The sequence below is a fragment of the Streptomyces kryoterrae genome (genome assembly GCF_054072135.1).
This window is the reverse complement of record NZ_CM133358.1, coordinates 2,194,133-2,215,244: the sequence shown is the minus strand read 5'-3', so window position 1 is coordinate 2,215,244 and position 21,112 is coordinate 2,194,133. Positions and strand designations below refer to the sequence as shown.

At 69.3% G+C, this 21,112-nt stretch carries 17 protein-coding genes and 1 pseudogene; 11 read left to right on the top strand and 7 right to left on the bottom strand.

Annotated elements, in window-relative coordinates; genetic code table 11:
- Nucleotides 1–66: 66 nt before the first annotated feature.
- The 3 genes from fxsBH to fxsT all read left to right on the top strand — a co-directional run bounded on the left by fxsBH (nt 67) and on the right by fxsT (nt 7,267).
- Nucleotides 67–2,217: a radical SAM/SPASM protein FxsBH, inactivated beta-hydroxylase extension form gene (gene fxsBH, locus ACW4TU_RS09230; RefSeq protein ID WP_457426485.1), complete on the top strand. Its 2,151-nt coding sequence runs from the start codon at nt 67–69 to the stop codon at nt 2,215–2,217.
- Nucleotides 2,210–2,977, top strand: coding sequence for an AAC(3) family N-acetyltransferase (locus tag ACW4TU_RS09225; protein WP_457426483.1), 768 nt, complete (start codon nt 2,210–2,212; stop codon nt 2,975–2,977). Before fxsBH ends, ACW4TU_RS09225 begins: the two co-directional genes overlap by 8 nt.
- 360 nt (nt 2,978–3,337) lie before the next feature.
- Nucleotides 3,338–7,267, top strand: a complete 3,930-nt coding sequence (fxsT, locus tag ACW4TU_RS09220; RefSeq protein WP_457426481.1) for an FxSxx-COOH system tetratricopeptide repeat protein — start codon at nt 3,338–3,340, stop codon at nt 7,265–7,267.
- Here fxsT and ACW4TU_RS09215 read toward each other — a convergent pair.
- Nucleotides 7,237–8,202 carry an alpha/beta fold hydrolase gene (locus ACW4TU_RS09215; RefSeq protein ID WP_457426479.1) on the bottom strand — a complete coding sequence of 322 codons (966 nt, stop codon included), beginning with the start codon at nt 8,200–8,202 and terminating at the stop codon, nt 7,237–7,239. The two genes, fxsT and ACW4TU_RS09215, sit on opposite strands and share 31 nt — an antisense overlap.
- Nucleotides 8,203–8,582: 380 nt before the next feature.
- Nucleotides 8,583–8,990, bottom strand: a complete 408-nt coding sequence (locus ACW4TU_RS09210; protein WP_457426477.1) for a transposase — start codon at nt 8,988–8,990, stop codon at nt 8,583–8,585.
- On the opposite strand from ACW4TU_RS09210, the gene ACW4TU_RS09205 reads away from it, so the two are divergent.
- From ACW4TU_RS09205 to ACW4TU_RS09170, 8 genes and pseudogenes are all read left to right on the top strand, one after another.
- Nucleotides 8,976–9,605 carry a cation efflux transmembrane domain-containing protein gene (locus ACW4TU_RS09205; RefSeq protein ID WP_457426475.1) on the top strand — a complete coding sequence of 210 codons (630 nt, stop codon included), beginning with the start codon at nt 8,976–8,978 and terminating at the stop codon, nt 9,603–9,605. The genes ACW4TU_RS09210 and ACW4TU_RS09205 overlap by 15 nt on opposite strands.
- 794 nt (nt 9,606–10,399) lie before the next feature.
- Entirely contained in the window at nt 10,400–10,732 is a 333-nt protein-coding gene (locus ACW4TU_RS09200; RefSeq protein WP_457426473.1) for a helix-turn-helix domain-containing protein, read from the top strand.
- A 396-nt stretch (nt 10,733–11,128) separates the two neighbouring features.
- Nucleotides 11,129–11,437, top strand: coding sequence for a hypothetical protein (locus ACW4TU_RS09195; RefSeq protein ID WP_457426471.1), 309 nt, complete (start codon nt 11,129–11,131; stop codon nt 11,435–11,437).
- A gap of 245 nt (nt 11,438–11,682) precedes the next feature.
- A complete protein-coding gene (locus ACW4TU_RS09190; RefSeq protein ID WP_457426469.1) occupies nt 11,683–12,249 on the top strand; it encodes a VanZ family protein in 567 nt (188 codons plus the stop codon).
- Between the two features lie 316 nt (nt 12,250–12,565).
- A pseudogene (locus ACW4TU_RS09185) lies at nt 12,566–12,727 on the top strand (hemolysin III family protein); the annotation flags it as partial.
- Between the two features lie 200 nt (nt 12,728–12,927).
- The gene (locus ACW4TU_RS09180) at nt 12,928–14,166 is read left to right on the top strand and encodes a PP2C family protein-serine/threonine phosphatase (protein ID WP_457429996.1); all 1,239 of its coding nucleotides are present in this window, start codon (nt 12,928–12,930) and stop codon (nt 14,164–14,166) included.
- Between the two features lie 232 nt (nt 14,167–14,398).
- A complete protein-coding gene (locus ACW4TU_RS09175; RefSeq protein ID WP_457426467.1) occupies nt 14,399–15,676 on the top strand; it encodes an IS701 family transposase in 1,278 nt (425 codons plus the stop codon).
- 571 nt (nt 15,677–16,247) lie between these two features.
- Nucleotides 16,248–17,039, top strand: a complete 792-nt coding sequence (locus tag ACW4TU_RS09170; RefSeq protein WP_457426465.1) for a COG4705 family protein — start codon at nt 16,248–16,250, stop codon at nt 17,037–17,039.
- Nucleotides 17,040–17,069: 30 nt separating this feature from the next.
- Here the strand turns inward: ACW4TU_RS09170 and ACW4TU_RS09165 are convergent, their stop codons facing one another.
- The 5 genes from ACW4TU_RS09165 to ACW4TU_RS09145 are packed head-to-tail and all read right to left on the bottom strand — an operon-like array spanning nt 17,070 to nt 21,081.
- On the bottom strand, nt 17,070–18,449 hold the full coding sequence (locus ACW4TU_RS09165) for a sensor histidine kinase (RefSeq protein WP_457426463.1): 1,380 nt from the start codon (nt 18,447–18,449) through the stop codon (nt 17,070–17,072).
- A complete protein-coding gene (locus tag ACW4TU_RS09160; protein ID WP_457426461.1) occupies nt 18,446–19,108 on the bottom strand; it encodes a response regulator transcription factor in 663 nt (220 codons plus the stop codon). Before ACW4TU_RS09160 ends, ACW4TU_RS09165 begins: the two co-directional genes overlap by 4 nt.
- Nucleotides 19,062–19,805: a phosphatase PAP2 family protein gene (locus tag ACW4TU_RS09155; RefSeq protein ID WP_457426459.1), complete on the bottom strand. Its 744-nt coding sequence runs from the start codon at nt 19,803–19,805 to the stop codon at nt 19,062–19,064. The genes ACW4TU_RS09160 and ACW4TU_RS09155 overlap by 47 nt, the downstream gene beginning before the upstream one ends.
- Nucleotides 19,802–20,410 (bottom strand): phosphatase PAP2 family protein, encoded by a 609-nt coding sequence (locus ACW4TU_RS09150; protein ID WP_457426457.1) that lies wholly within the window; start codon nt 20,408–20,410, stop codon nt 19,802–19,804. The genes ACW4TU_RS09155 and ACW4TU_RS09150 overlap by 4 nt, the downstream gene beginning before the upstream one ends.
- Nucleotides 20,407–21,081: a DedA family protein gene (locus ACW4TU_RS09145; protein ID WP_457426455.1), complete on the bottom strand. Its 675-nt coding sequence runs from the start codon at nt 21,079–21,081 to the stop codon at nt 20,407–20,409. Before ACW4TU_RS09145 ends, ACW4TU_RS09150 begins: the two co-directional genes overlap by 4 nt.
- Nucleotides 21,082–21,112: the final 31 nt, after the last annotated feature.

Below are 21,112 nucleotides of genomic sequence, written 5' to 3'. Positions count from 1 at the left end.
CCTTCAACTCCGCCGTTTAGCCTGGTCGGAGGCGGTCGCGCGGCGCTGTAGGTGAGGGGGACGGACGTGGCCATCCGGGAACTGGTCCTGAAGGTCCACAGCAGATGCGACCTGGCGTGTGACCACTGCTATGTCTATCGGCACGCGGATCAGAGTTGGCGGAGGATGCCGCCGCTGATCTCCGAGGAGACGCTCCGTCAGGTCGCCCGCCGGCTCTCCGAGTACGCAGACGAGCAGCAGCTCGCGTCGTTCACGGTCATTCTGCACGGTGGTGAGCCGCTGCTCGCGGGCCCGGCCCGGTTGCGGTCGATCTGCGCGGAACTCACCCGTTCCCTGGCTCCGACGACCGACCTCGATCTGCACATTCACACCAACGGTGTGCGGCTGAACCGCGCACACTTGGAGGTGTTCAGGGAGTTTGGCGTCAAGGTGGGCCTCTCCCTGGACGGCGACCCGGTCGCGAACGACCGGCACCGGCTCGACCACCGGGGCCGCAGCAGTTACGAACGGGTGCGGCGAGGATTCGAGCTACTTCGCCTGCCCGAGTACCGGCACCTTTTCCAGGGGCTGTTGTGCACGGTCGACGTGGCCAACGACCCGGTCCTCGTGCACGACGCGCTGACCGGCCTCGAACCACCGGGGATCGATTACCTTCTGCCCCACGCGACCTGGGACGCACCACCGCCTCCGGGGCGCCAGGGAGCGTCCACGCCCTACGCCGACTGGCTTCTCAGGATCTTCGACCGATGGGACGAGCAAGGGCGCCCAGTGCCCGTGCGGACCTTTGACTCGATCCTCAGTACGCTGCGCGGTGGTCCCGCCCTGACGGAAGCACTGGGACTCGCCCCGGGTGGCATCGCGGTCGTAGAGACCGACGGCACGATCACGCAGTCCGACTCACTCAAGATCGCTTACGATGGCGCGGCCGCCACCGGGTACAACGTCTTCCGGCACGGCTTCCGGGAGTTCACCGAGCGCGCGGAGGTCTCTGTCCACAGGAGTGGGGTCAGCGACACCTGTCGGCGATGCCGAGTCCTCGCCAGCTGCGGCGGAGGACTGTACGCACACCGCTACAGCACCGGACGGAGCTTCGACAACCCGTCGGTGTACTGCAGGGACCTGCGCGCCCTGATCGAGGGCGTCGCCGAACGGATCACGGAGCGCACGCTGGCTCCGGCGGTGACGAGCGTGGGCGAACTCAGACGAGCGCGGCTGCGGCTGGACCGCGCGCTGCTTGCAGGGGCGAACACCAAGCTCGCCGGCAGTGCCGGCTGGGACGAGGTCTGGAGACTCTTGGTCCGCTTGGACTCCGACGAGGCCACGGCCCCCCACCTCGATGCGGTCATCTCCCATCCCTATCTCCGGCCCTCCCTGATCCGCTCCTGGGACGGCACGGTGGATGTGCCGCGCTTCATGGCGGTCGGTACGGCCGCGGCGCTGCGCGCGGGTGTCGAGGCGACTCTGTGCTGGGAGCAGTCGACCCCCCTGGTTCACCTACCGACCCTTGGCACCGTACGGCTATCACGGCCCGGGTGGGTGCGATTTCGGGTCGGTTCGGGCGATTTCCGGGTTCTCTGCGAGGGTCCCGCAGCGGGCAGGCCTGGCGACTCCTTCCTCACCCTGAGGAGATGGCGGCCGTTGGTGGCGCTGCCTCTCGGGCACGGTCTGCCGCTGCTGATCGATGACGCCGACCCGTTCCGTGACTGCTTCCCCGCAGTTGTCACCCCTCCGCTCGACCCTGGCCCCTTGGACGCGTTCAGGAGTCGGCTGGCAACGGCGTACGGTCTCTTGGACGAGCGTGAGCCTGGCTGGTGGGAGGGCGCCAACGCTCCCCTGACAACGACGATCACCCCGCTCACCGCCGGCGCCGGACTGCGCCTGGGTACCTGTGGCAGCGGCGCACTAGGGGTGGCGACTGACTTCGAGCCGGAGGAGTTCGTCCGTGAGCTGCCCCGCCTCGGTCGCAGGGCGAGGCTCGCCGCTTTGCGCGAGGTCGTCGACCTGCATCTGCCGGGCAGCCCGGCAGGGCGACTCCTCGACCTGGCGAGTGAGTACGTCGGCAGAGCTGCTGGTCCGTCACCGGAAGCCGGTTCGGCGCGCGTCCTGGCCGGCCGCGTCCTGAGCGAGCTGTCCGGTCTCCCTCCGCACGAACTCACGGAAAACGGGAACTACTTGGCCGACGAGCTACGGGCGGAATGGACGACTTTCCATGACTGACGGCACCCGACTCGTCCGCTTCCTGAGCGACTTGGGCGTCCGGCGCGGCGGCGTTCTGCTGGCGCACGCCTCCCTGAGCGGTGCCGGCTTGGCTCCCGCCGTGGTACGTGACGCCTTTCTGCGGGTCCTCGGCCCGGAGGGGACGCTCGTCACGCCGGCCTTCACGCCCGAGAACTCCGATACCTCCGACCGCGACCGCGCGCTCACCGCGGAGTTGACCGAGCAGGAGAAGGCGGTCTACCGGGCGGGCATGTCGGCGTTCGAGCCGGACGTCGCCCCGTGCCCGTCGGTCGGTGCGCTGGCCGACTGTGTGCGGGCGACCCCCGGCGCAGTGCGCAGCGGGCATCCGCAGACCTCGTTCGCGGCGATCGGCCCCCGGGCCCGCGATCTGCTCGACGACCACGACCCGCACTGCCATCTGGGGGAACAGTCCCCTTTGGCGCGGCTGTACGCGGTAGATGCGCAGATCTTGCTCTTCCGGGTGGGATTCGAGGCGTGTAGCGCGTTCCACCTCGCGGAGTACCGCATGGCGCCGCTGCCGCCGACGCGGGCATACCGCTGTGTGGTGGGCGGCGAGTGGATCTCCTACGAGGACATCGTGCTCGACGACAGCGACTTCGCCGCGATCGGGGCACTGCTCCCGCGCGGTCTCCTGACGGAGGATAAATTCGCCGGAAAGGCGGCCACCCTCGTGGAGATGAGGGACACTGTGGACGCCGCTCAGCGTCAGATGTCCGGATACAGGTGGAGAACGACGTAAACGAGCCACCCGTCGGAGAGTCGGGTGGTGCACAGTGTTGGTTCCGGCCACATGCCGCTGTCGGGTGACACTCGGGGCATCAACCGGTAGGGGGGCGTTTGGAGACGCAACATCGAAGCAGCGCTCACGACCCCTGCTCCCGCCCGAGCCGTGTCAACTCGCAGATCCAGGGCTGCGGTCGCCATCCCAGGTGCCGGACTGCAATGGGGACTACTCGGGTGAGCGTTTTCCACGCGTACCGGCGCGCGCGCGATCCCGCAGTCCCTCGGAAGCGCAGACGGGTACCCCACCCCGGCCTCGTCCCATCGAGCCCGCCAACTCCCTGCCCTACGTGTCAGGGGTCGACAACGGAGGAAAAGCATGACGGCGCGCCGGAGTGGACGTATTATCACGTTCTACTCTTACAAGGGTGGTACGGGCCGCACGATGGCCCTGGCGAACACGGCGTGGATCCTCGCCGCCAACGGCGCACGTGTGCTGGCCGTTGACTGGGACCTAGAAGCCCCCGGACTTCACCGCTTCTTCCACCCGTTCCTCGACCCCAACACACTCGCGGCCACCCCTGGGGTGATCGACATGATCACCGAGTATTCCTGGGCGGCGATCAACGGAGGTCATCGCTCCGGCGCCTGGCACCGGCAGTACGCGCGCGTCGGGCTGCACGCGGTCTCACTCAATCCCGAGCCCCTCGGACTGTCGTTCCCCGACGGAGGCTCACTCGACTTCCTGTCCGCCGGTCAGCAGAACCGCGCCTACTCGGCCACAGTGTCCTCCTTCGAATGGGACAACTTCTACGACCGCCTCGGCGGCGGCATCTTTCTGGACGCGTTGCGCGAAGACATGAAGGCGTCGTACGACTACGCCCTCATCGACAGCCGCACCGGCCTGTCGGACAGTGCGGACATCTGCACCATTCAAATGCCCGACGTCCTGGTCGACTGCTTCACGCTCAGCGACCAGGCTCTAGAGGGTGGTGCCGCCGTGGCCCGGACCGTCGAGGCGGACTACCGCGACCGGCGGATCCGGGTGCTTCCCGTTCCGATGCGGGTCGATGAGGGCGAGAAGGAGAAGGCTGACGCGGGACGGGCGCTGGCCCGTCTGAAATTCGATGGGTTGCCCAAGGGGAAGGATCAGGAACTGCTCGGCCCGGCGCAGCTGAACGAGTACTGGGGCGCGGTCGAGATCCCGTACCGCCCGTACTACGCGTACGAGGAGATGCTCGCGGCCATTGGTGACCAGAGCGGCGTCTCGAGTTCGCTGCTGTCCGCCTTCGAACGCCTCACGGAGGTCATCTCCGATGGAGAGGTGACCCGGCTGCCGCCGATCCCCGAGCCGGTGCGGCAGCGTTGTCTGTCCGCCTACACCCGGCGCAGGCCGACGACCCTGGCAGCGGATGTCTTCGTCGTGTACGCGGGCCAGGACCGTATGTGGGCGGAGTGGTTGGAGGGGATCCTCAAACCCTACTGCTCGCGGGTGACCCTGCACGACGTGTCGATTAGCGTCCCGGAGCGCCCGGACCCGGCCACGCGCACGCTGCTCCTGACGTCGGAGGCCTTCCTGCAGGCCAGGCACGGACGGGCCGCGTGGCGGGCCCTCACCGACTCCGCTCCGGGCCTGACGCCCGCCGAGGTGACACGACTGAGGGTGGACCGTGTGCAAATGCCCGGCTCCGATCCGCAGCATGCCTCGGTGGACCTCAACCTCGTGGACGAGACCGAGTGCGTCAAAAAAGTCTTCAAGGCGCTGAAACTGACGGCTGAGAGGGTTCCCGCCGGTACGACGAGCCCACGTTTCCCGGGGACCATGCCGAAGATCTTCAACGCTCCCAGTCGCAACACCGTCTTCACGGGTCGGGCCGCCGTCCTGGAACAACTGCGCTCGCAGCTCGGCGAAGGTATCTCCATCGTGCTGCCCCAGCCCCAGACGCTCTACGGACTCGGTGGCGTGGGCAAGACACAGATCGTCCTGGAGTACGTGCACCGGTTCATCGCCGACTACGACCTGGTGTGGTGGATCTCCGCGGAGCACAAAGACGCCATCATCGCGTCTCTCGCTGAACTCGGTTCGAAAATCGGCGCGTCCGGAGGCGACGACATGGCACTGGCCAGCGCCGAGGTCGTCGAGATGCTGGCGTCCGGCGTGCCGACCACGCGATGGCTGCTCGTCTTCGACAACGCGGACGACCCCGAAATGCTCAAGCGGTACTGCCCGGCCGGCGGCGGGCACATCCTGATCACGTCCCGGAACCAGGCGTGGGCACAACAGGGCACCTCCCTGTCCGTCGACGTGTTCCCGCGTCAGGAGAGTGTCGAACACCTCACCCGGCAGGCCCCTGGTCTGAGCGTCGACGAGGCGGACCGCGTGGCGGACGCCGTGGGCGACCTGCCGCTGGCTGTCGAACAGGCCGCGGCCTGGCTCGCGCAGACGGCCACCCCCACCGACGTGTACCTGCGGGAGCTGACCGAGCAGACCACCGCGGTGCTGGGGCTCAACCACCCCAAGGACTACCCGCAGCCGGTGGCCGCCACTTGGAACATCTCCATCGCCCGCCTCAACGAACGGTCGCCTGCCTCGGTACGGCTCCTTCAACTGTGCGCCTTCATGGCGCCGGAACCGATCTCCGTACGCGTGCTCTACAACAAAGTGATGCTGGACGCCCTGCGGGAGTGGGACCCGACGCTCCAGGAGAGTCTGCTCCTGGGACGGGTGATCCGCGAGATCGGGCGCTTCGCCCTCGCCAAGGTCGACCAGATCAGCGGCAGTATCCAGATCCACCGACTCGTCCAGGCCGTGATCCGCTCACAGCTCTCGGAGGCGGAACGGGAAGAGGCCCGGCACGTCGTGCACACCGTCCTCGCGAGTGCACGGCCCGACGGGGACGAGCCCACCGACAACCCGGCGACCTGGCCGCTCTTCGACTCCATCTGGTCTCACCTGCTGGCTTCGGGCATCCAGGACTGCTCGGAACCGAAACCCCGCCGACTGCTGATCGACCGGGTGCGGTACCTGTGGAAGCGGGGGGACCTCTCCAGCGCCCGGCAACTGGCCGAGGAGGTGCTGGAGCACTGGAGCGAGAGCCTCGGTGAGAACGACATGCAGTATCTGTACATGCGCTGCCAGCTTGCCAACGTGTTCCGCTCTCAGGGGCGCTACCAGGAAGCCCGGGAGATCGATCAAGAGCTGCTGGAACGTCAGCGACAGGTCCTGGGCTCCAGCCATCCGCACACCTACATCACCGCGTCCAGTCTCTCGAGCGACCTGGCCGCGCTCGGCGAGTACCGGTCGGCGGTGGAACTGGCCAGCGCCGCGCACAGAGGGTTCCGCGACATCTTCCACGAGTCGCACGAGCGGACCCTCAGCGCGGCCAACAACCTCGCACTCGCGTTGCGCATGGTGGGCCGCTACGACGAGGCTCGAGCCATGGACCAGAGTGTCTACGACCGCCGCATGGTCGTCCTCGGACCCGAACATCCCTACACACTCGGCTCGGCCTCCAGCCTCGGTCGCGACCTGCGTGAGATCGGCCGCTACGAGGAGTCCGTGGCGATCCTCTCCCGCGCGTACGAAGACCACAAACGCATCATGGGCGAGCACTTCCCGCCCACCCTCAGCTGTGCCAAATCCCTCGCCGTGTCACTGCGGAGAGTGGGGCAGGTGGAGGACGCGCTACGGCTGACGACCGCGACCCTGGCAAGGTACCGCGAGCAGTACACCTCGCCGAATCCGGATTGGCTGGCCTGCGACTTGAACCTTGCGTCAGACCTGTACGCCGCCAGCGAGAAGGAGCGGGCCCGTGAAGTCGCCCGCCAGGCGCTGGCCGGGTACATGAAGGTTCCCGGTGAGGCCCACCCGTACACGCAAGGCGCACTCAACAACCTCGGCATCTTCCACTGGGGCTGCGGAGACGTGGAGGAGGCCGAGGGGGTGTTGCAGAAGGTCCTGCCGCGTATGAGGGACATGCTGGGCACGGACCACCCGCACACGTTGATCTCGAGCCTCAACCTCGCCAACGTGCTGGCCGACCAGGGGCGCTTCGAAGAGGCGTACGGCCTGGAGAACAAGGCCGCCACCGGCCTGAGCGCGGTGCTGGGGCCGCACCACCCTGACACCTTGACCGCAGCCGCCAACTCGGCGCTGACGCTGCGTGCGCTGGGCAACCACGAGGCTGAGCGCCTGCGCGAGGTGACACTGGGCGAGTTGGTGCGGCTGCTCGGCGACGACAACATGATCACGCGGTCCGCGCGCCACGAACGACGGATCTACCGCGACCTGGAGCCGCTGGCGGTCTGAGACAGGATGGTGGAATCCTCCTCCTGGAGCGGGAGCGCCTCGTAAGGAGAGGAGTCGATGAGCGACCATCTCAGCACTTCGGGCAGTACGCGCAGGGCTCCGAAGTGGGCTGCGGACGGCTCGATCACGGACGTGGCCCGTGGGATGCGCTCGGCGAGCCAGGAGGAGTGGGACACCGGTGAGAAGGCGTCACGGGCGCCGTGCCACAGCAGTACCGGTACCTGGATACAGGCCGGGTCGAAGCCCCAGGGCTCGGTCAGGGCGAAGGCGTCGTCGATCCAGCCGTACGGCGAACTGCGCAGCGCCTCACAGTAGTTGCGCAGCAGCATGGAGCGGACGCCGCTGTCCGAGACGATCTTCCAGTCGTCCTCGGTCATCTCCTTGCGGAGTTCCTCCAGCAGCCGGGCGGGGTCGGAGCGAATGAAGTCGGTGCGGGGGATGAGCCGGGCTTCGAACTGCTCGGGGGCGGCGACCGCTGTGCTGAACTCGTCGATGTTGGAGGGTGCCATCCCGGCGAACCAGTCGAGGCCCTCCGCATCCCGCGGCGCGAGGGTGACGAGGGCGGCCGCACGGGTCACCCGGTGGGGCAGCCGGGCCGCACACGCTAAGGCGTGCGGGGCGCCGCCGGAACGGCCGACGACCGCGAAGCGGTCCATGCCCAGGGCGTCGGCCACAGCGGCCACGTCCTGCACGACATCCACGACGCGGCGGCCGGGCTGTCGGTCGGATCCCCCGTAACCGGGGCGGTCGTAACTGATCAGCAGTACGCCGCGCTGATACAGGTACATGGGGCGTGGTCTGGGGCCGACCCTGCTGCCCGGCGTGCCGTGGAGCAGGAATACAGGACGCCCACGCGGGTCCCCCGAGCACTCGACCCGCAGCCGCCTCCCGTCCGCCGTCCGGACGTGGTCCAGCGTCGACGCCAGGTCCCGCACGATGGTTCCCCTCTCCCTGCCCACAGATCAGGTTCCAAGCTGCCGGAACTTGCCCCACTCGTCCAGTCGACACCGTTGCTTTCGGCTCAGTGTCGAACAGTCAGATGGAGAGGCGAGGAGGCGTGTCGCCGCCGTGACCAGCCCCCAGACTGCCCGGCTCGGCCGCGCGGCGAACCAGCCCGGGCAGCACACTTGGACGAGTGGTTCCTACGTGGCTCCGCGGTAGGCGATGACTGGTCTCGTGATCGGTGCGTCGACGGTGAACTGGTATGCCCCGGTTCTGATGGAGTCGAGTTGCGTGGTTTCAGGCTGCTGGTGGGGTGCGGAGTTCGTACTCCACCGGGCGGAGCATGCCCAGCGCGGACTGCCTGCGCTGGCGGTTATGGAGGTTTCCAGGTACTCGAAGAGAGGGGTGGACGGTTCCAGACGCGTCCGCCACCGTCTGCGGTTGAACAGTTCGACCTGGACCCCCGTGCCCAGAAGGGCTCCATCATCGCGTTGTCCACGCAGTCCGCGATGGAGTCCATCGAGGGCAGCAGGCCGGAGGCCCTCGCGCGCCGGGTGAATGCCCAGGACCCGAACTGCACTCCGTGGTCGGAGTGGATGATGGTGCCGCCGGGCCGAGGGGAGCGGTTGCCGATGGCCAGGGCCATGGCGTCGGTGGCCAGCGCTGCGGTGGGCGAGGCATCGATCGACCAGGCCACCACGCGTCGCGAGAACGTGTCCAGGACGACCGCGCAGTACACCTTGCCCTCAAGGCGGGGTGCTCGGTGATGTCGGCGACCCATAGCTGGTCCTGGGTGTGGCGGGTGAAGTTGCGTTCCACCCTGATCGGCTTCGGTCTGGACCCCGTCATCGAGGTCACCTCGGCTGCAGCGGTCGCCTGGCAGTTCTCCGCCCGCGAGCACGCCGTACGCGAAGCCCGGGAGAAGACCACCCTGCGGATCATCGCGCTGTCGTTCTTGGTGCTCGCCGCCTACGTCACCGTCGACGCCGTACGCGCCCTGACCGGCACCGGCACCGGCGAGGCCGAACGCTCGCTGCCCGGCATCGTGCTCGCCGCCCTCTCCCTCGCGATCATGCCGTTCCTGTCCGCCGCCCAGCGCCGCGCCGGCCGCGAACTCGGCTCCGCCAGCGCGGTCGCCGACTCCAAACAGACCCTGCTGTGCACCTACCTCTCCGCCGTGCTCCTGGTTGGCCTGGTCCTCAGCGCCACCCTCGGCTGGTCCTGGGCCGACCCCTTAGCCGCCCTCGTCATCGCCGCCGTCGCTGTAAAAGAAGGCCGCGACGCCTGGCAGGGCAAGGGCTGCTGCGCGCCCGCGACCGCTGATGCGGTGCCGGCCGCCGGCCCCGAGGTCGCCGACGAATGCGGCTGCGGCCCTGGTTGCGCCTGCTGCAACTGACCGTCCACGCACGCCGATCCGGCCCTCTCTCACTGTTGAGTGCGCGGAAATCTATGCTGTCTGAAGTAGACATTCGGTGGTGGGTCTGATTATGGTTTCTCTCGTAGCCCAGAGAGACAGCAGGGCCTGGCAGACACGAACTGCCGGGCGGCAGTACATGTAGTAGCAGTGCTCAGGGCGGTGCGGTGGTGGAGTTTCGAAGCCAGGGTTGTTGCAGGACGGCGACGGGACTGACGGCCGGACCGGGTGGCCCGCAGTGATCAGGGGCCGCCGTGAGCGGTACCGCGGTTGACGCGGTGGCAGTACTGGTAAGTGCAGTTCGTAGTTCTCAGCAGTGAGGTCGGTGAGCAGTACCTCGGTGAAGGCGTCGGCTGCGGGCGCGCGCACCGGGAGGTTCGGCAGTGGGGTTCCAAGCCAGAGCAGACGCAGGACAGGCGAACGGGGCTGGCTGCCGAAGAGTGGTGCTCTCTCAGGCCACTGAGCAGTTCGCATCACCAGCAGTGCGCATTCCCCCCCTTTAAAGCGAGTTGATCCCAGAGGGAAGAACGGAGGAGCCGAGCGCCATCAGGATCGCCCGGGTGGACATCTTGAGCCCGGGTACCGCAGGACATCGATAGTGAGGTGGTCTCCGGTCGAGCAACCGCGATCCCAGCATTCCCGGCAGCAGTCCGGTCGGGCGTGCGGAAACAGTAGGCCGGCGCGGTAACCAGGGCCGGCAGATGGTGTAGCAGTTCCTTCGGGGCCCTGGTGCCAATGGCACCAGGGCCCCTCCCTGTGTTCCACAGAGAGGTGAGATGACAGCGGACGACTCCTACGGCCGTCTGGACGACGACGATTACCCCGCCTACACGATGGGCCGGGCTGCCGAACTGCTCGGCACCACCCAGAGCTTCCTGCGTGCCATCGGGGAAGCCCGCCTCGTCACCCCGCTGCGTTCCGAGGGCGGGCACCGTCGCTACTCCCGTTACCAGCTGCGCATCGCCGCCCGCGCCCGGGAACTCGTCGACCACGGGACCCCCATCGAGGCCGCCTGCCGCATCATTGCCCTCGAGGACCAGCTCGAGGAAGCCCAGCGCATCAACGCCGCATACCGCCGCACCGCATCGCTGTACACGGTCGGCGTCTGACCCGCACTGCACGGCGACGCGCCGGACCGTACTCTTCCGCCGATTTCAAGAATATGGGCATGATCGCCGAAGATGCCCAGCTGCCGGTACGGGACGGGAGTTCGCCTCCCGCCCGGCACCCCGCTCGGCACCTTGCGTACCCCCGCGACTGATGCGCCTGCTGGCGCGGCCGGCCGGGCTGCCGGGCTGCCGGGCAGGCAGCCGCCGGCCTCACCCGCGAGCACTGGCAGGGCCGGTGGGCCGAAGGTGGGTTCCGCGTCTACGACGGGAAGATGCCGATCGTGGCGACCACGCTGGAGCTGCTGCGCGAGCACGGCCCGGCCGGGCCCGTGTTCTGGCGTTTCGGCCGTGAGGGCCGACAGAACCTGTGGGACGCGATCGGCAATCCCCGCCGGGATGCCTTCCTCGCCCGCCGCACCGAAGACGCGCGGCGCCGCCAAGCGCAGGAAGCCGCCGAACGCGAGGTGCAGCGCCCGGCGTGCAGAGGACTGCGGGCAGAAGTTCACCGACGACCGGTGGAAGGCCAGCACCGCGGTCGAATGGGATCGCGGGGACGGCCACCCGCATCTGTGTGACGACTGCAAGTACCGGGCGCTCGAAGCGGAGCAGCGGGCACGCTCGGATGAACGCGAGCGCCAGGAGCAGGAGCGCCAGTCGACACCGGACAGGATCGGCCAGCACGGCCTGGAGGTCGTCAGTGCCTGAGGCACTAAAACAACCCGGCATCGGGCCGAACGCGGCCATGACACAATCAGAACTGATCCGTGGTCATGTCCGCCGCGGTCGCTGAGGTACCCGACGATGCGCTGTTGCGGCCCATGCTCACCATCTTCTGGGCGAGGCGACTGTACGGACACGTACGGTCCCTGCGTGAACCGCCGCCCAGCGGGCCGCTCCACAGCTCGGGTATCGGAACGTCCAAGCAAACTACCCCTGGCTGGGAGCTCGTAATGGCGCGGATAGTCCTGCGTGACAAGACCGCTGAGGATCGTGGGGAGTGGGTTCCCGGAAAGCCTCCCCTGTCCACGTTCGGTCGGGTGCTGGCCATGATGCTGGCTTTCGCGGGGACGGTCGTATTCGCGGTGGTTCTGGCCCGGCTGACTCTGGAACCCTCGGCAGCATCCGTGCCGCTGACGCACAATAACCTGCGCCCCGGTGACTCCATCCGTGCGTACCTCGCGCACCCCATGGCTCCTGACACGGTCAAGCAGCTCGGCGGCAATATCGTGATGGGGATACCGTTCGGTGTGCTGTTGCCGGTACTGGTGCCCCGAACGCGAGGACTGGTCCGCGTAGCGGCGGCCACCGCTTTCGTGATGATCTTCGTCGAACTCGTCCAGGGCGCCCTCATTACCGGGCGCGCCTTCGACGTCGATGATGTACTGCTCAACACCACGGGTGCCCTCATCGGTTACCTGCTGATCGGCCGCCGGATGGGTCTCGCAGTGCATCCCCGACGCCGCCACTGGTGGCACCGGCTCACCAAACGCCAGCTGACTGCTGAAGACCCGGCATAGGCGCGCTGCGCCCCTTGTCCCGCCGCCCCTCTGGCGCACCATGGAGTTTGATGCTCGGGCCCGGCCCCGGGGGTGGGGGCGACGGCGGGATCCTCGGCCGGCTCGCTCCTCGACACGGCTCCCTGCCTGTTCGCCGGCCGGGTGCCTGCTGCGCCCGGCCGATCGCCCTACGGCGGGCCCCGCCCTGTGGACGCAGTCCAGCCGCCGGGAGGGTGGAAATCTCCTTCCCTCCATTGATCACGATGGGGTCACGGCCGACATACCTGTAGAGGGTGCACGGCGGGATCAACCCGCCCCAGCCCAAACGGCGGCGACGGTGCCGACCGGCGGTCAGCTCTACACAGCGGGCGCCGTGGTCTACGGACTCAAGCGCCCCGACCCCTCACCGGCCTGGTTCGGCTTCCACGAGGTCTTTCACGCCCTGACCATCGCCGCCTTCACCGCGCATTACACTGCCATCCTCCTCGCAGCGACATGACGGTGTACGTAGCGGGCAGAAGTCGAGTCCGGTGGTGCATGTGACCTGTCCGGGTACCGGGCTCGGAACAGGTTTTCCGCGTCTTTCTGGGCGAAGTCCCGAGCGTCATCCAGCAATGAAGGAGTCGCATGACCGTAGGAAGGCCGAACGGCGGCCGGGCCGCTCGTCCTCCCGGGGACGAGAGTCGCCTGGGCCGGGCGATGACTCTGGCGGGGACGCTGGAGGCGGCGGAGGCCGCGGCGCCTGTGGAGTCGCTCGACGTGGTCGCGCGCATGCTCCAGGAGCGCCTCGGGGCCGTGTCGGTGTCGTTCCTCATCACCGACTTCACCGGCAGCTCAGTCGTGCGGCTGGGGGCGGCGGGCAGTGTCGACACTGGTGAGCCCGCCCGGCGGATCAAGCTGCGGGGCACGCTGTACGACGACGTCATCCGCACCCAGAGGCCGGGCCTGGAGGACAAGGGCGAGGGCGCGCTGGTGCGGATCGTCGCGCCGGTGACCAACCGTGGGGACGCCATCGGGCTCCTCGAACTGTTCCTGCCCGTGGCGCCGGACGCGGAGGTGATGCGGGAGATCGGCGAGACCGCGCACGCGCTGGCGTACATCGTCATCGCGAACCGGTCCTACACCGACATGTACCAGTGGGGCCGCCGCACCACCCCGCTGAGCCTGGCCGCGGAGATCCAGCACCGGCTGCTCCCGGATGCGCTGGCGTGCGAGGCCGCGCAGTTCGCGGTCGCCGGGGCGCTGGAACCGGCCGACCACGTCGGGGGCGACACCTTCGACTACGTCATCGACCGGGACAGCGTCCAGCTCTCCGTCACCGACGCCATGGGTCACGATGTCGACGCCGCGCTGCTGGCCACCATTGCGGTGGGCGCCCTGCGCAGGGCCCGGCGGGCCGGTGCCGATCTCGCCGAACAGGCCCGCCAGGCCGACCAGGCCATGCGCGAGCACGGTAACAAGGGCTACGTCACCGGCCAGCTCCTGCGCATCAGCCTGATCGATGGCAAGACCGAGTTCGTCAACGCCGGGCACCCCTGGCCGCTGCGGATGCGGGACGGCGAGGTGCGGGAGATCACTCCGACGGTCGACATGCCGTTCGGCTTCGACGCCCCTCATACCTATCGGGTCCAGTCGCTGGACCTGCGGCCGGGCGACCGGCTGGTGATGCTCACCGACGGCATGCTGGAGCACAACCCAGGCAGCCTCAACCTGTCCGACCTGATCGTGCGCACCCGCGCGCTGCACCCCCGCGAGGCCGCCCGCACCCTCATCGCGGCGATCGTCGACGCCAACGACGGCCACCTGCAGGACGACGCGACCGTCATGTGCCTGGACTGGCACGGCACCAACCACTCCCAGCGGGACGCCGACACCGGCGCCAACCTCACCGACGCCTCACGACCGTCAGGGACGAAACGGACCACTCCCAGGCGATGACCCTGGGCGTTTGATGGCGAGCCCGGCCAGACAGCCGGAGGCCATCGCTGCGCTTGTGTGGGGGCGTTGCGCATCGGCCCGGCCGACGCGCTTTGATCGATGGGTGGCGAGGCTGGTAGCTCGAAGATACAGGTGGCAGCGGTTCGTTGATTCGTTGTTGGCGGGTTTGCTGAGGGCTAGTAGGACTCCGTTAGGTCTTTCTGTCGGTGGTGTTCAGCGGCATGGTGGGTGTGTGGACGCACATGAAGTGAACCGTGCTCGGGCGAAGTTGGCGTTGTTCGTGGCTGATGTGTTCTCCTCGGTGCCGCGCAAGGACCAGCGGGCCAAGGGCGGCTGTTATCTGCGGGGACTGATGGTGGACGGGCGGCGCAAGTCCATCCAGGCCATGGCTGCGCGGCTGCCGGACGGCAACGAGCAGAACCTGCAGCAGTTCGTGAACCAGTCGCCGTGGGATCCGGTGCCGGTGCGGCGGCGGATCGCGGAACGGATGGTGCCGCTGATCGGCCCGGATGCCTGGGCCATCGACGACGTGTCGTTTCCCAAGGACGGGAGGATGTCGGTCGCTGTGGCTCACCAGTACTGCGGGGCCCTGGGCAAGCAGGCGAACTGTCAGGTGGCGGTCAGCGTGCACGCGGTCACCGATGCCGCCTCCGTCCCGCTTCAGTGGCGGCTGTTCCTGCCCGGGGAGTGGGACAGCGACGCCGAACGCCGGCTTCGCTGCCAGGTGCCCGATGAGGTCGGGCACCGGGAGAAGTGGCGCCTGGCCCTGGACACCCTCGACGAGCTGGCCGGGTGGGGGCTGGTGCCGCCGGTGGTGGTGGCCGACGCCGGCTACGGGCAGAACGCCGACTTCCGCGACGGCCTGGCCGGCCGGGGCATCGGATATGTCGTAGCGGTCCGTTCGGATGTGACCGTGCACCCGCACCATGCGCAGCCCGCCGCCCCGGCCTGGTCCGGGAACGGCCGCAAACCGCAGGCCCGTTACCGGGACAAGCCGTCCTCCGTGTCCGTTCTGGCCGTTGGTCACGGGCGACAGGCATTCACCGAGGTCACCTGGCGTGAAGGCTCCCGCGGGCCGATGCGCTCGCGCTTCCTGGCCCTGCGGGTGCGGCCGGCCGGGGTCCGGGCCCGCCGCCTGGCCCGGGCCGCCGCGACCGCGCAGGAGGGCTTGTGGGACGGTGTCCTGCCCGAGGTCACGCTGCTGGTCGAGTGGCCCGAAGGCGCCGAAGCACCCACCGACTACTGGCTGTCGAACCTGCCCGCCGGCACCCCGGTGGCCGAACTGGTCCGCCTGGCCAAGATCCGCTGGCGCATCGAGCACGACTACCGGGAACTCAAGCACGGCCTCGGCCTGGACCACTTCGAGGGACGTTCCTGGGCGGGGTGGCATCACCACGTCACCCTGGTCACCGCCGCCCACGCCTTCCTCACCGAACAGCGCCTGGCCCCAAAAGCCGATACGGCGGACTCACCCTCTACCAGATCCTCGACACCATCCAGGACCTGCTGAACTGCTGGACGGGCACCTGCACCACCTGCCACCGCCCTCTGCCCAGAACCTCCGCCACCAGCCCAAACCCAAGAGCCAAAGCAACCTAACGGAGTCCTACTAGAACCTGTCACTACCCATGGCCGGAAGCTGACCGGTTCATCGCGCCTTCATCGGGAATGCCGCCGGAGATCAGCAGCGGGAGGTGGCCGTCGGCGCCCCAGGCGAGCACGGCCCCGACGCTCATGTCGATGCGTTGTTCGGTGAATCCCTGGTGGAGTGGTGTGGGTTGGCGAAGGACGTGGACCAGTAGGCGACGCCGATGTACGAGGCCACGGCCACGCACTGAAGGATCACCCATCCCCCTGAACATTCGGGCGGTCGGCTGTCGCGTTCCTGCTGCTCGGCCGTTGTGGCAACTCCGGGAGATCGCCGATATCACCGGCCGCGCGCCGTTGACCAGCCCATCGGCCACCCCGTTCAGGTTGTGTTCAGGCTCGGAAGGGCCTTGGGCAACTCGGGCACCAGAAGCGCCAAAGCTCTGGCAAAGGGGTCTGGGGCAACCGTCGGGCACCATGCCATCGTGCCTGCCATGACGACAGATCACCTCACTGAGAACCGGCCTCCGCGCCACGCACGACACGCGGCGAGCAAGGTGCCGGAGGTGACCGTCTACTTCTGGATCATCAAGGTGCTGACGACCGGCATGGGTGAGACGGCCTCCGACTGGCTGGCCCGTCTGTTCGGCCCGATCCCTGCGGTGGGCCTCGGTGGCATGGCGCTGATCGTCGCCCTGGTGGTCCAGTTCGCCGCCCGCCGGTATGTGGCCTGGATCTACTGGACGGCGATCGTCATGGTCAGTGTGTTCGGCACGATGGCCGCCGATGTCCTGCATGTCGGCCTCGGCGTGCCGTACACGCTGTCGACCCCGTTCTTCATGGTCACGCTGGCCGCCGTGTTCGCTCTCTGGTACCGCGGCGAGGGCACTCTGTCCATCCACAGCATCCACACCCGGCGCCGCGAGACCTTCTACTGGGCCGCCGTGCTGGCCACCTTCGCGCTGGGGACCGCCGCAGGGGACCTCACCGCCACGATCGGCCTCGGCTACCTGGGTTCCGTCGGCCTGTACGCCTCCGCGATCGCCGTTCCGGCCGTCGCCCACCGCTGGGGCGGCCTGAACGCGGTCGCCGCGTTCTGGGCGGCGTACGTCATCACCCGCCCGCTCGGTGCGTCCGTCGCCGACTGGATGGCCGTCGGCCACGGCAGGGGCGGGCTCGACCTGGGCCTGGGGCCGGTGACACTGTCCTGGACGGTGGCCATCCTCGGTTTCGTCTGTTATCTGGCCGCCTCTCGCAAGGACGTCCGGCACGAAGTCACGCCGTGATGCGCCGGTACCGCCGGCGGGGCGCTGCTGTCAGTCGGCGGGCAGGCTGACGACGAAGCGTGCTCCGGGTGTGTGCCCGGGGTCGTACGTCACGTCGCCGCCGGCGGAGCGGGCCAGGCGTCGCGCCAGCGGCAGTCCCAGGCCCGCTCCGCCGTGTCCGTCGCCGGGATCCGCACGTTGCCCGGGCTCGAAGAGCCGTGCGGCGAACGGGGGCGGTACGCCGGGCCCGTCGTCGATGACGTCTACGTGTACGCCGTCGGGTGTGCGGTACACGCGCACGGCGACGCCGGAGCGGGCGTAGCGGCAGGCGTTGGCCAGGAGGGGGCTGACGATGCGTTCGAGAAGGGCGGGCGGGACGCCGGCCCGCAGGTGTGGGCCGTCCGCTGTGACCGTCAAGTGACCTGGAACGTCCAGGAGTTCGGTGAGGCGGTGCAGTGCGGGCAGGACCTCGGCGGTGCCCGGAGCGCTGAGGGTGGCGCCCCGGGCGTCGTCCAGGAGGGTGTCGCAGATGGCGCGCATGGACTCGGCGGCATCCGCGATGACCTGGTGGGTGGCGCGCGTCTGGCCGGTGGTGCGGGGGCGGGTCCGCCACCAGTCGAGTTCGGCGATGATCCGGCTCAGGGGCGTACGCAGCTCGTGCGAGAGTTCCCCGGTGAGCTGCCGTTCGTGGCGCAGCAGGGTGCGGATGCGGTCCAGCATGGCGTCCAGCGACGTACCGAGGCGCGCGAGTTCGGCCGGGTGCCCGGTGCTGCCGAAGCGTTCCTCGGAGGCTACGGCGCTCCACTGGATGGCCTGGTCGGTCATCGTGCGGACGGGACGCAGCGCACGGCCGACTGCCAGCCGGGTCAGGGCGTAGGTGCAGGCGAGCATCACGGCGTCCAGGGCGAGCGATCCCAGCAGCAGGGTGTCGGCCGAGCTGCGGTAGGGGGAGAGGTCGAGCGCGGTGACCACCGTGGCGTCGCTCCTGCCGCCGGGCACCGGCTGGGAGCACAGCCGGAGGGGGCTGTGGACGTCGACGGTGACGCACCGTCGTCCGCCGCGCCCGGCGAGTGTGTCGGCGACGTGGGTCAGCGGGCCGGCGGCCGGTGGCTCTTCCAGCAGTCGCCGGCCGGCGTAGATCCACACGTTGGTGTCGAGGAGGTCGTCGTGGGAGGTCTCCAGCACGCGAACGGTCGTGCCGCTGGTGTCGATGGTCGTCGCGACGGCGGCGGCGCGGGTGCGCAGTTCGTCGTCCGCCTGGTGCTGGAGGCGGCGCTGGGCCACGGCGTTGAAGGCGACGGTGAGGACCAGCATCAGGAGTGCGGCCGTGGTGAGGGCCACGAGTGAGAGCCGGCCGCGCAGGGTGCGGGGCGCCAGACGGTGGAGGACGGCGGTCATGGTCGGCCGCGGCCGGTGGCGGACACCGCTCATGACAGGCGGTGGCCGATCCCTCGGGCCGTGGCGATCGTCCGGTCGCTGCCCGCCTCGCGCAGCTTGCGGCGCAGGCGGGTCAGGTACTGGTCGAGGGTGTTGTCGTGGACCTGGGCGCCCTCGTGCCAGCCCGCCCGGACCAGCTCACGGCGGCGCACGACACCTCCGGAAGCCGCCATGAGCGCGGCCAGGAGACGGAACTCGGTCGGCGTCAGATCGACCCGGATGTCCTGGACGCTGACCAGGTGCCGGACGGCGTCCAGGACCAGGTCCCCCGCTGTGGCGACGGGATGCGGGGCGGACCGTTTGAGGGCTGCCCGCAGACGGGCGGCGAGTTCGGCGAGGTGGAACGGCTTGGGCAGGTAGTCGTCGCCTCCGGCGGAGAACCCGGACAGCCGGTCGGCCAGCCGGTGATGGGCGGTCAGGAAGATGACGGGGGAGAGGAATCCGTTCGCGCGCATGGCCTGGCAGACGTCCCGCCCGTCGGCGTCGGGCAGCCCGATGTCGAGTACGGCGGCGGAGACGTCGGCGGTGGCCAGCCGCAGGGCGGTGGCGCCGTCCGGCGCGGGCACGGTGTCGAAGTCCTCGTCGCGCAGTCCGCGCATCAGCACGTCACGCAGGGCGTGGTCGTCCTCGACGATCAGGATCGTCTGACGCATGGTCATGGTTCTCCCTCTGTTCTCGTGCCCTGTCCGTGTCCTTGGTGCCGGGGGTCCAGCGCTCGGGCAGCCAGCAGGCCACGGCGCACAGACACACGCCCAGCCAGCCGATGGCGAACAGCCAGCCGCCGACGACATCGGTGAACCAGTGCACTCCCAGATAGACGCGGGTCAGCCCGACCAGCGCGCCCCAGCCGCCGATGACCAGCGTGAACGATGTCGCGCCACGCGGGTCGCGCACGTGGACGGCGACGATCAGCAGTCCCGCGGCGAGGGCTGCCGTGGTGGTGTGACCGGACGGGAACGCCCACCCCGAGGCATGCGTCTTCCAGTCCGTCAGGGGTGGCCGCGGCCGGGTCACGAGCGCCATCACCGCGTACCGCAGCGCCTGGCCCGCTCCCAGACAGCCCAGGCAGAGGGCGACGGCGAGCGCCCGCTGCCGGAGGGTGCGTCCCGCGATGACTCCGGCCAGCGCGGCCAGCGCGAACGGGACGGCGCCCGTCCCGGTGGCGGTCAGCCCGCGGGCGAACGCCAGGGCCACGTCCGGCCGGTGGGCGGCGGACCACGAGAGGAGGTCGCCGTCCGCGAACAGCGGTATGCCGTCCTGGCCCACCACGACCATGGTCAGGACACCGAACGCGGTCCACGCGCCGAGGCCGCAACTGCCGGCCAGTTCCGCGACGTCGGCGCGCTTCATGACGCCACCACCAGCAGCGGACGCAGACGGGTGGCCGCGAGCCGCCGGGCCAGGACATCCGTACGCCCGCGCAGTACGGGCACGGCGAGCAGCGCGGTGACAGTGCCCACCACGACCCCCGCCAGCACGTCGTGGGGGTAGTGCGCGCCGACCCAGACCCGCGAGACCGCCATCGCACCGGCGGCCACCGCGGCGACCCTGCCGAGCCGGCGGGAGACGAACAGCAGGGCGACGGCCGACGCGGCGGCGACGGCCGCGTGGTTGCTGGGGAACGACCAGTCGCCGGACGCCGGACACGCCTCGAGCGTGGCCACCCGCAGGCTCTGGCAGGGCCGGTCCTCGCGCACCAGCAGCTTCAGCGCCGCATCCACTCCGTACGCCAGGACCACGACGAACGGCGCGGCGAGCGCCGTCACCGACGCGGCGGCGCCCACCCGCCGGGCCTGCCACCAGCCGACGGCCATGAGCACCGCGAACAGGGCGAGCCCGTACGTCGACCACGCGGTCACCGTGTCGTTCAGCCACGCGGGAGCGTGCCCGGCCAGGTTCACCACGTCGGTGTAGGCCGGGCCGTCGACCGCCGAGCCGTCGAGAGCGAGGATCATCCGCGCGCCTCCTTCGCCTTCGCCTTCGCGTCCCGGCGCGAGCGGCGCACTTCGGTGGCCACCGGGATCAGCGACAGGGCGACGATGACCGCGACGATCGGCAGCAGGTACCGGTCCACGTTCGGTACGGAGGAGCCCAGCGCGTATCCCGCCAGGGTGAGACCCAGACTCCACACCAGTCCGCCGGCCACCTGCCAGAGGGTGAACGTCCGCACCGGCACCCCCAGGGCGCCCGCCATCGGGTTGAGGACCGTGCGCACCACCGGAACGAAGCGGGCCAGCACGATCGCCTTCGCGTAGCCGTAGCGCTCCAGCAGTTCCTCCGCACGTTTCGCGCCCTCGTGCAGGCGGGCCGAACGGCTGCGGGCGAGCAGGCCACGGCCCGCTCTTCGGCCCAGGAGATATCCGCACTGCGATCCGGCGAGGGCCCCGACCGCCGCGGCGACCAGGAGCGGGGCGAGCGACAGCTTCAGGCCGCGGTCGTCGGCGCCGGTGCACAGCAGACCGGCGGTGAACAGCAACGAGTCGCCCGGGAGGAAGAACCCGATCAGCAGCCCGGTCTCGGCGAACAGCACCACACCCACGCCCAGCACGCCGAACGCGGACAACAGGGACCGGGCATCCAGCACATTGACGGCGAGCTGCGACGATAGGTGCACGGCTGTGGTCATCGTCGGGCGCCCTTCATCCTTCTCCTCGCGG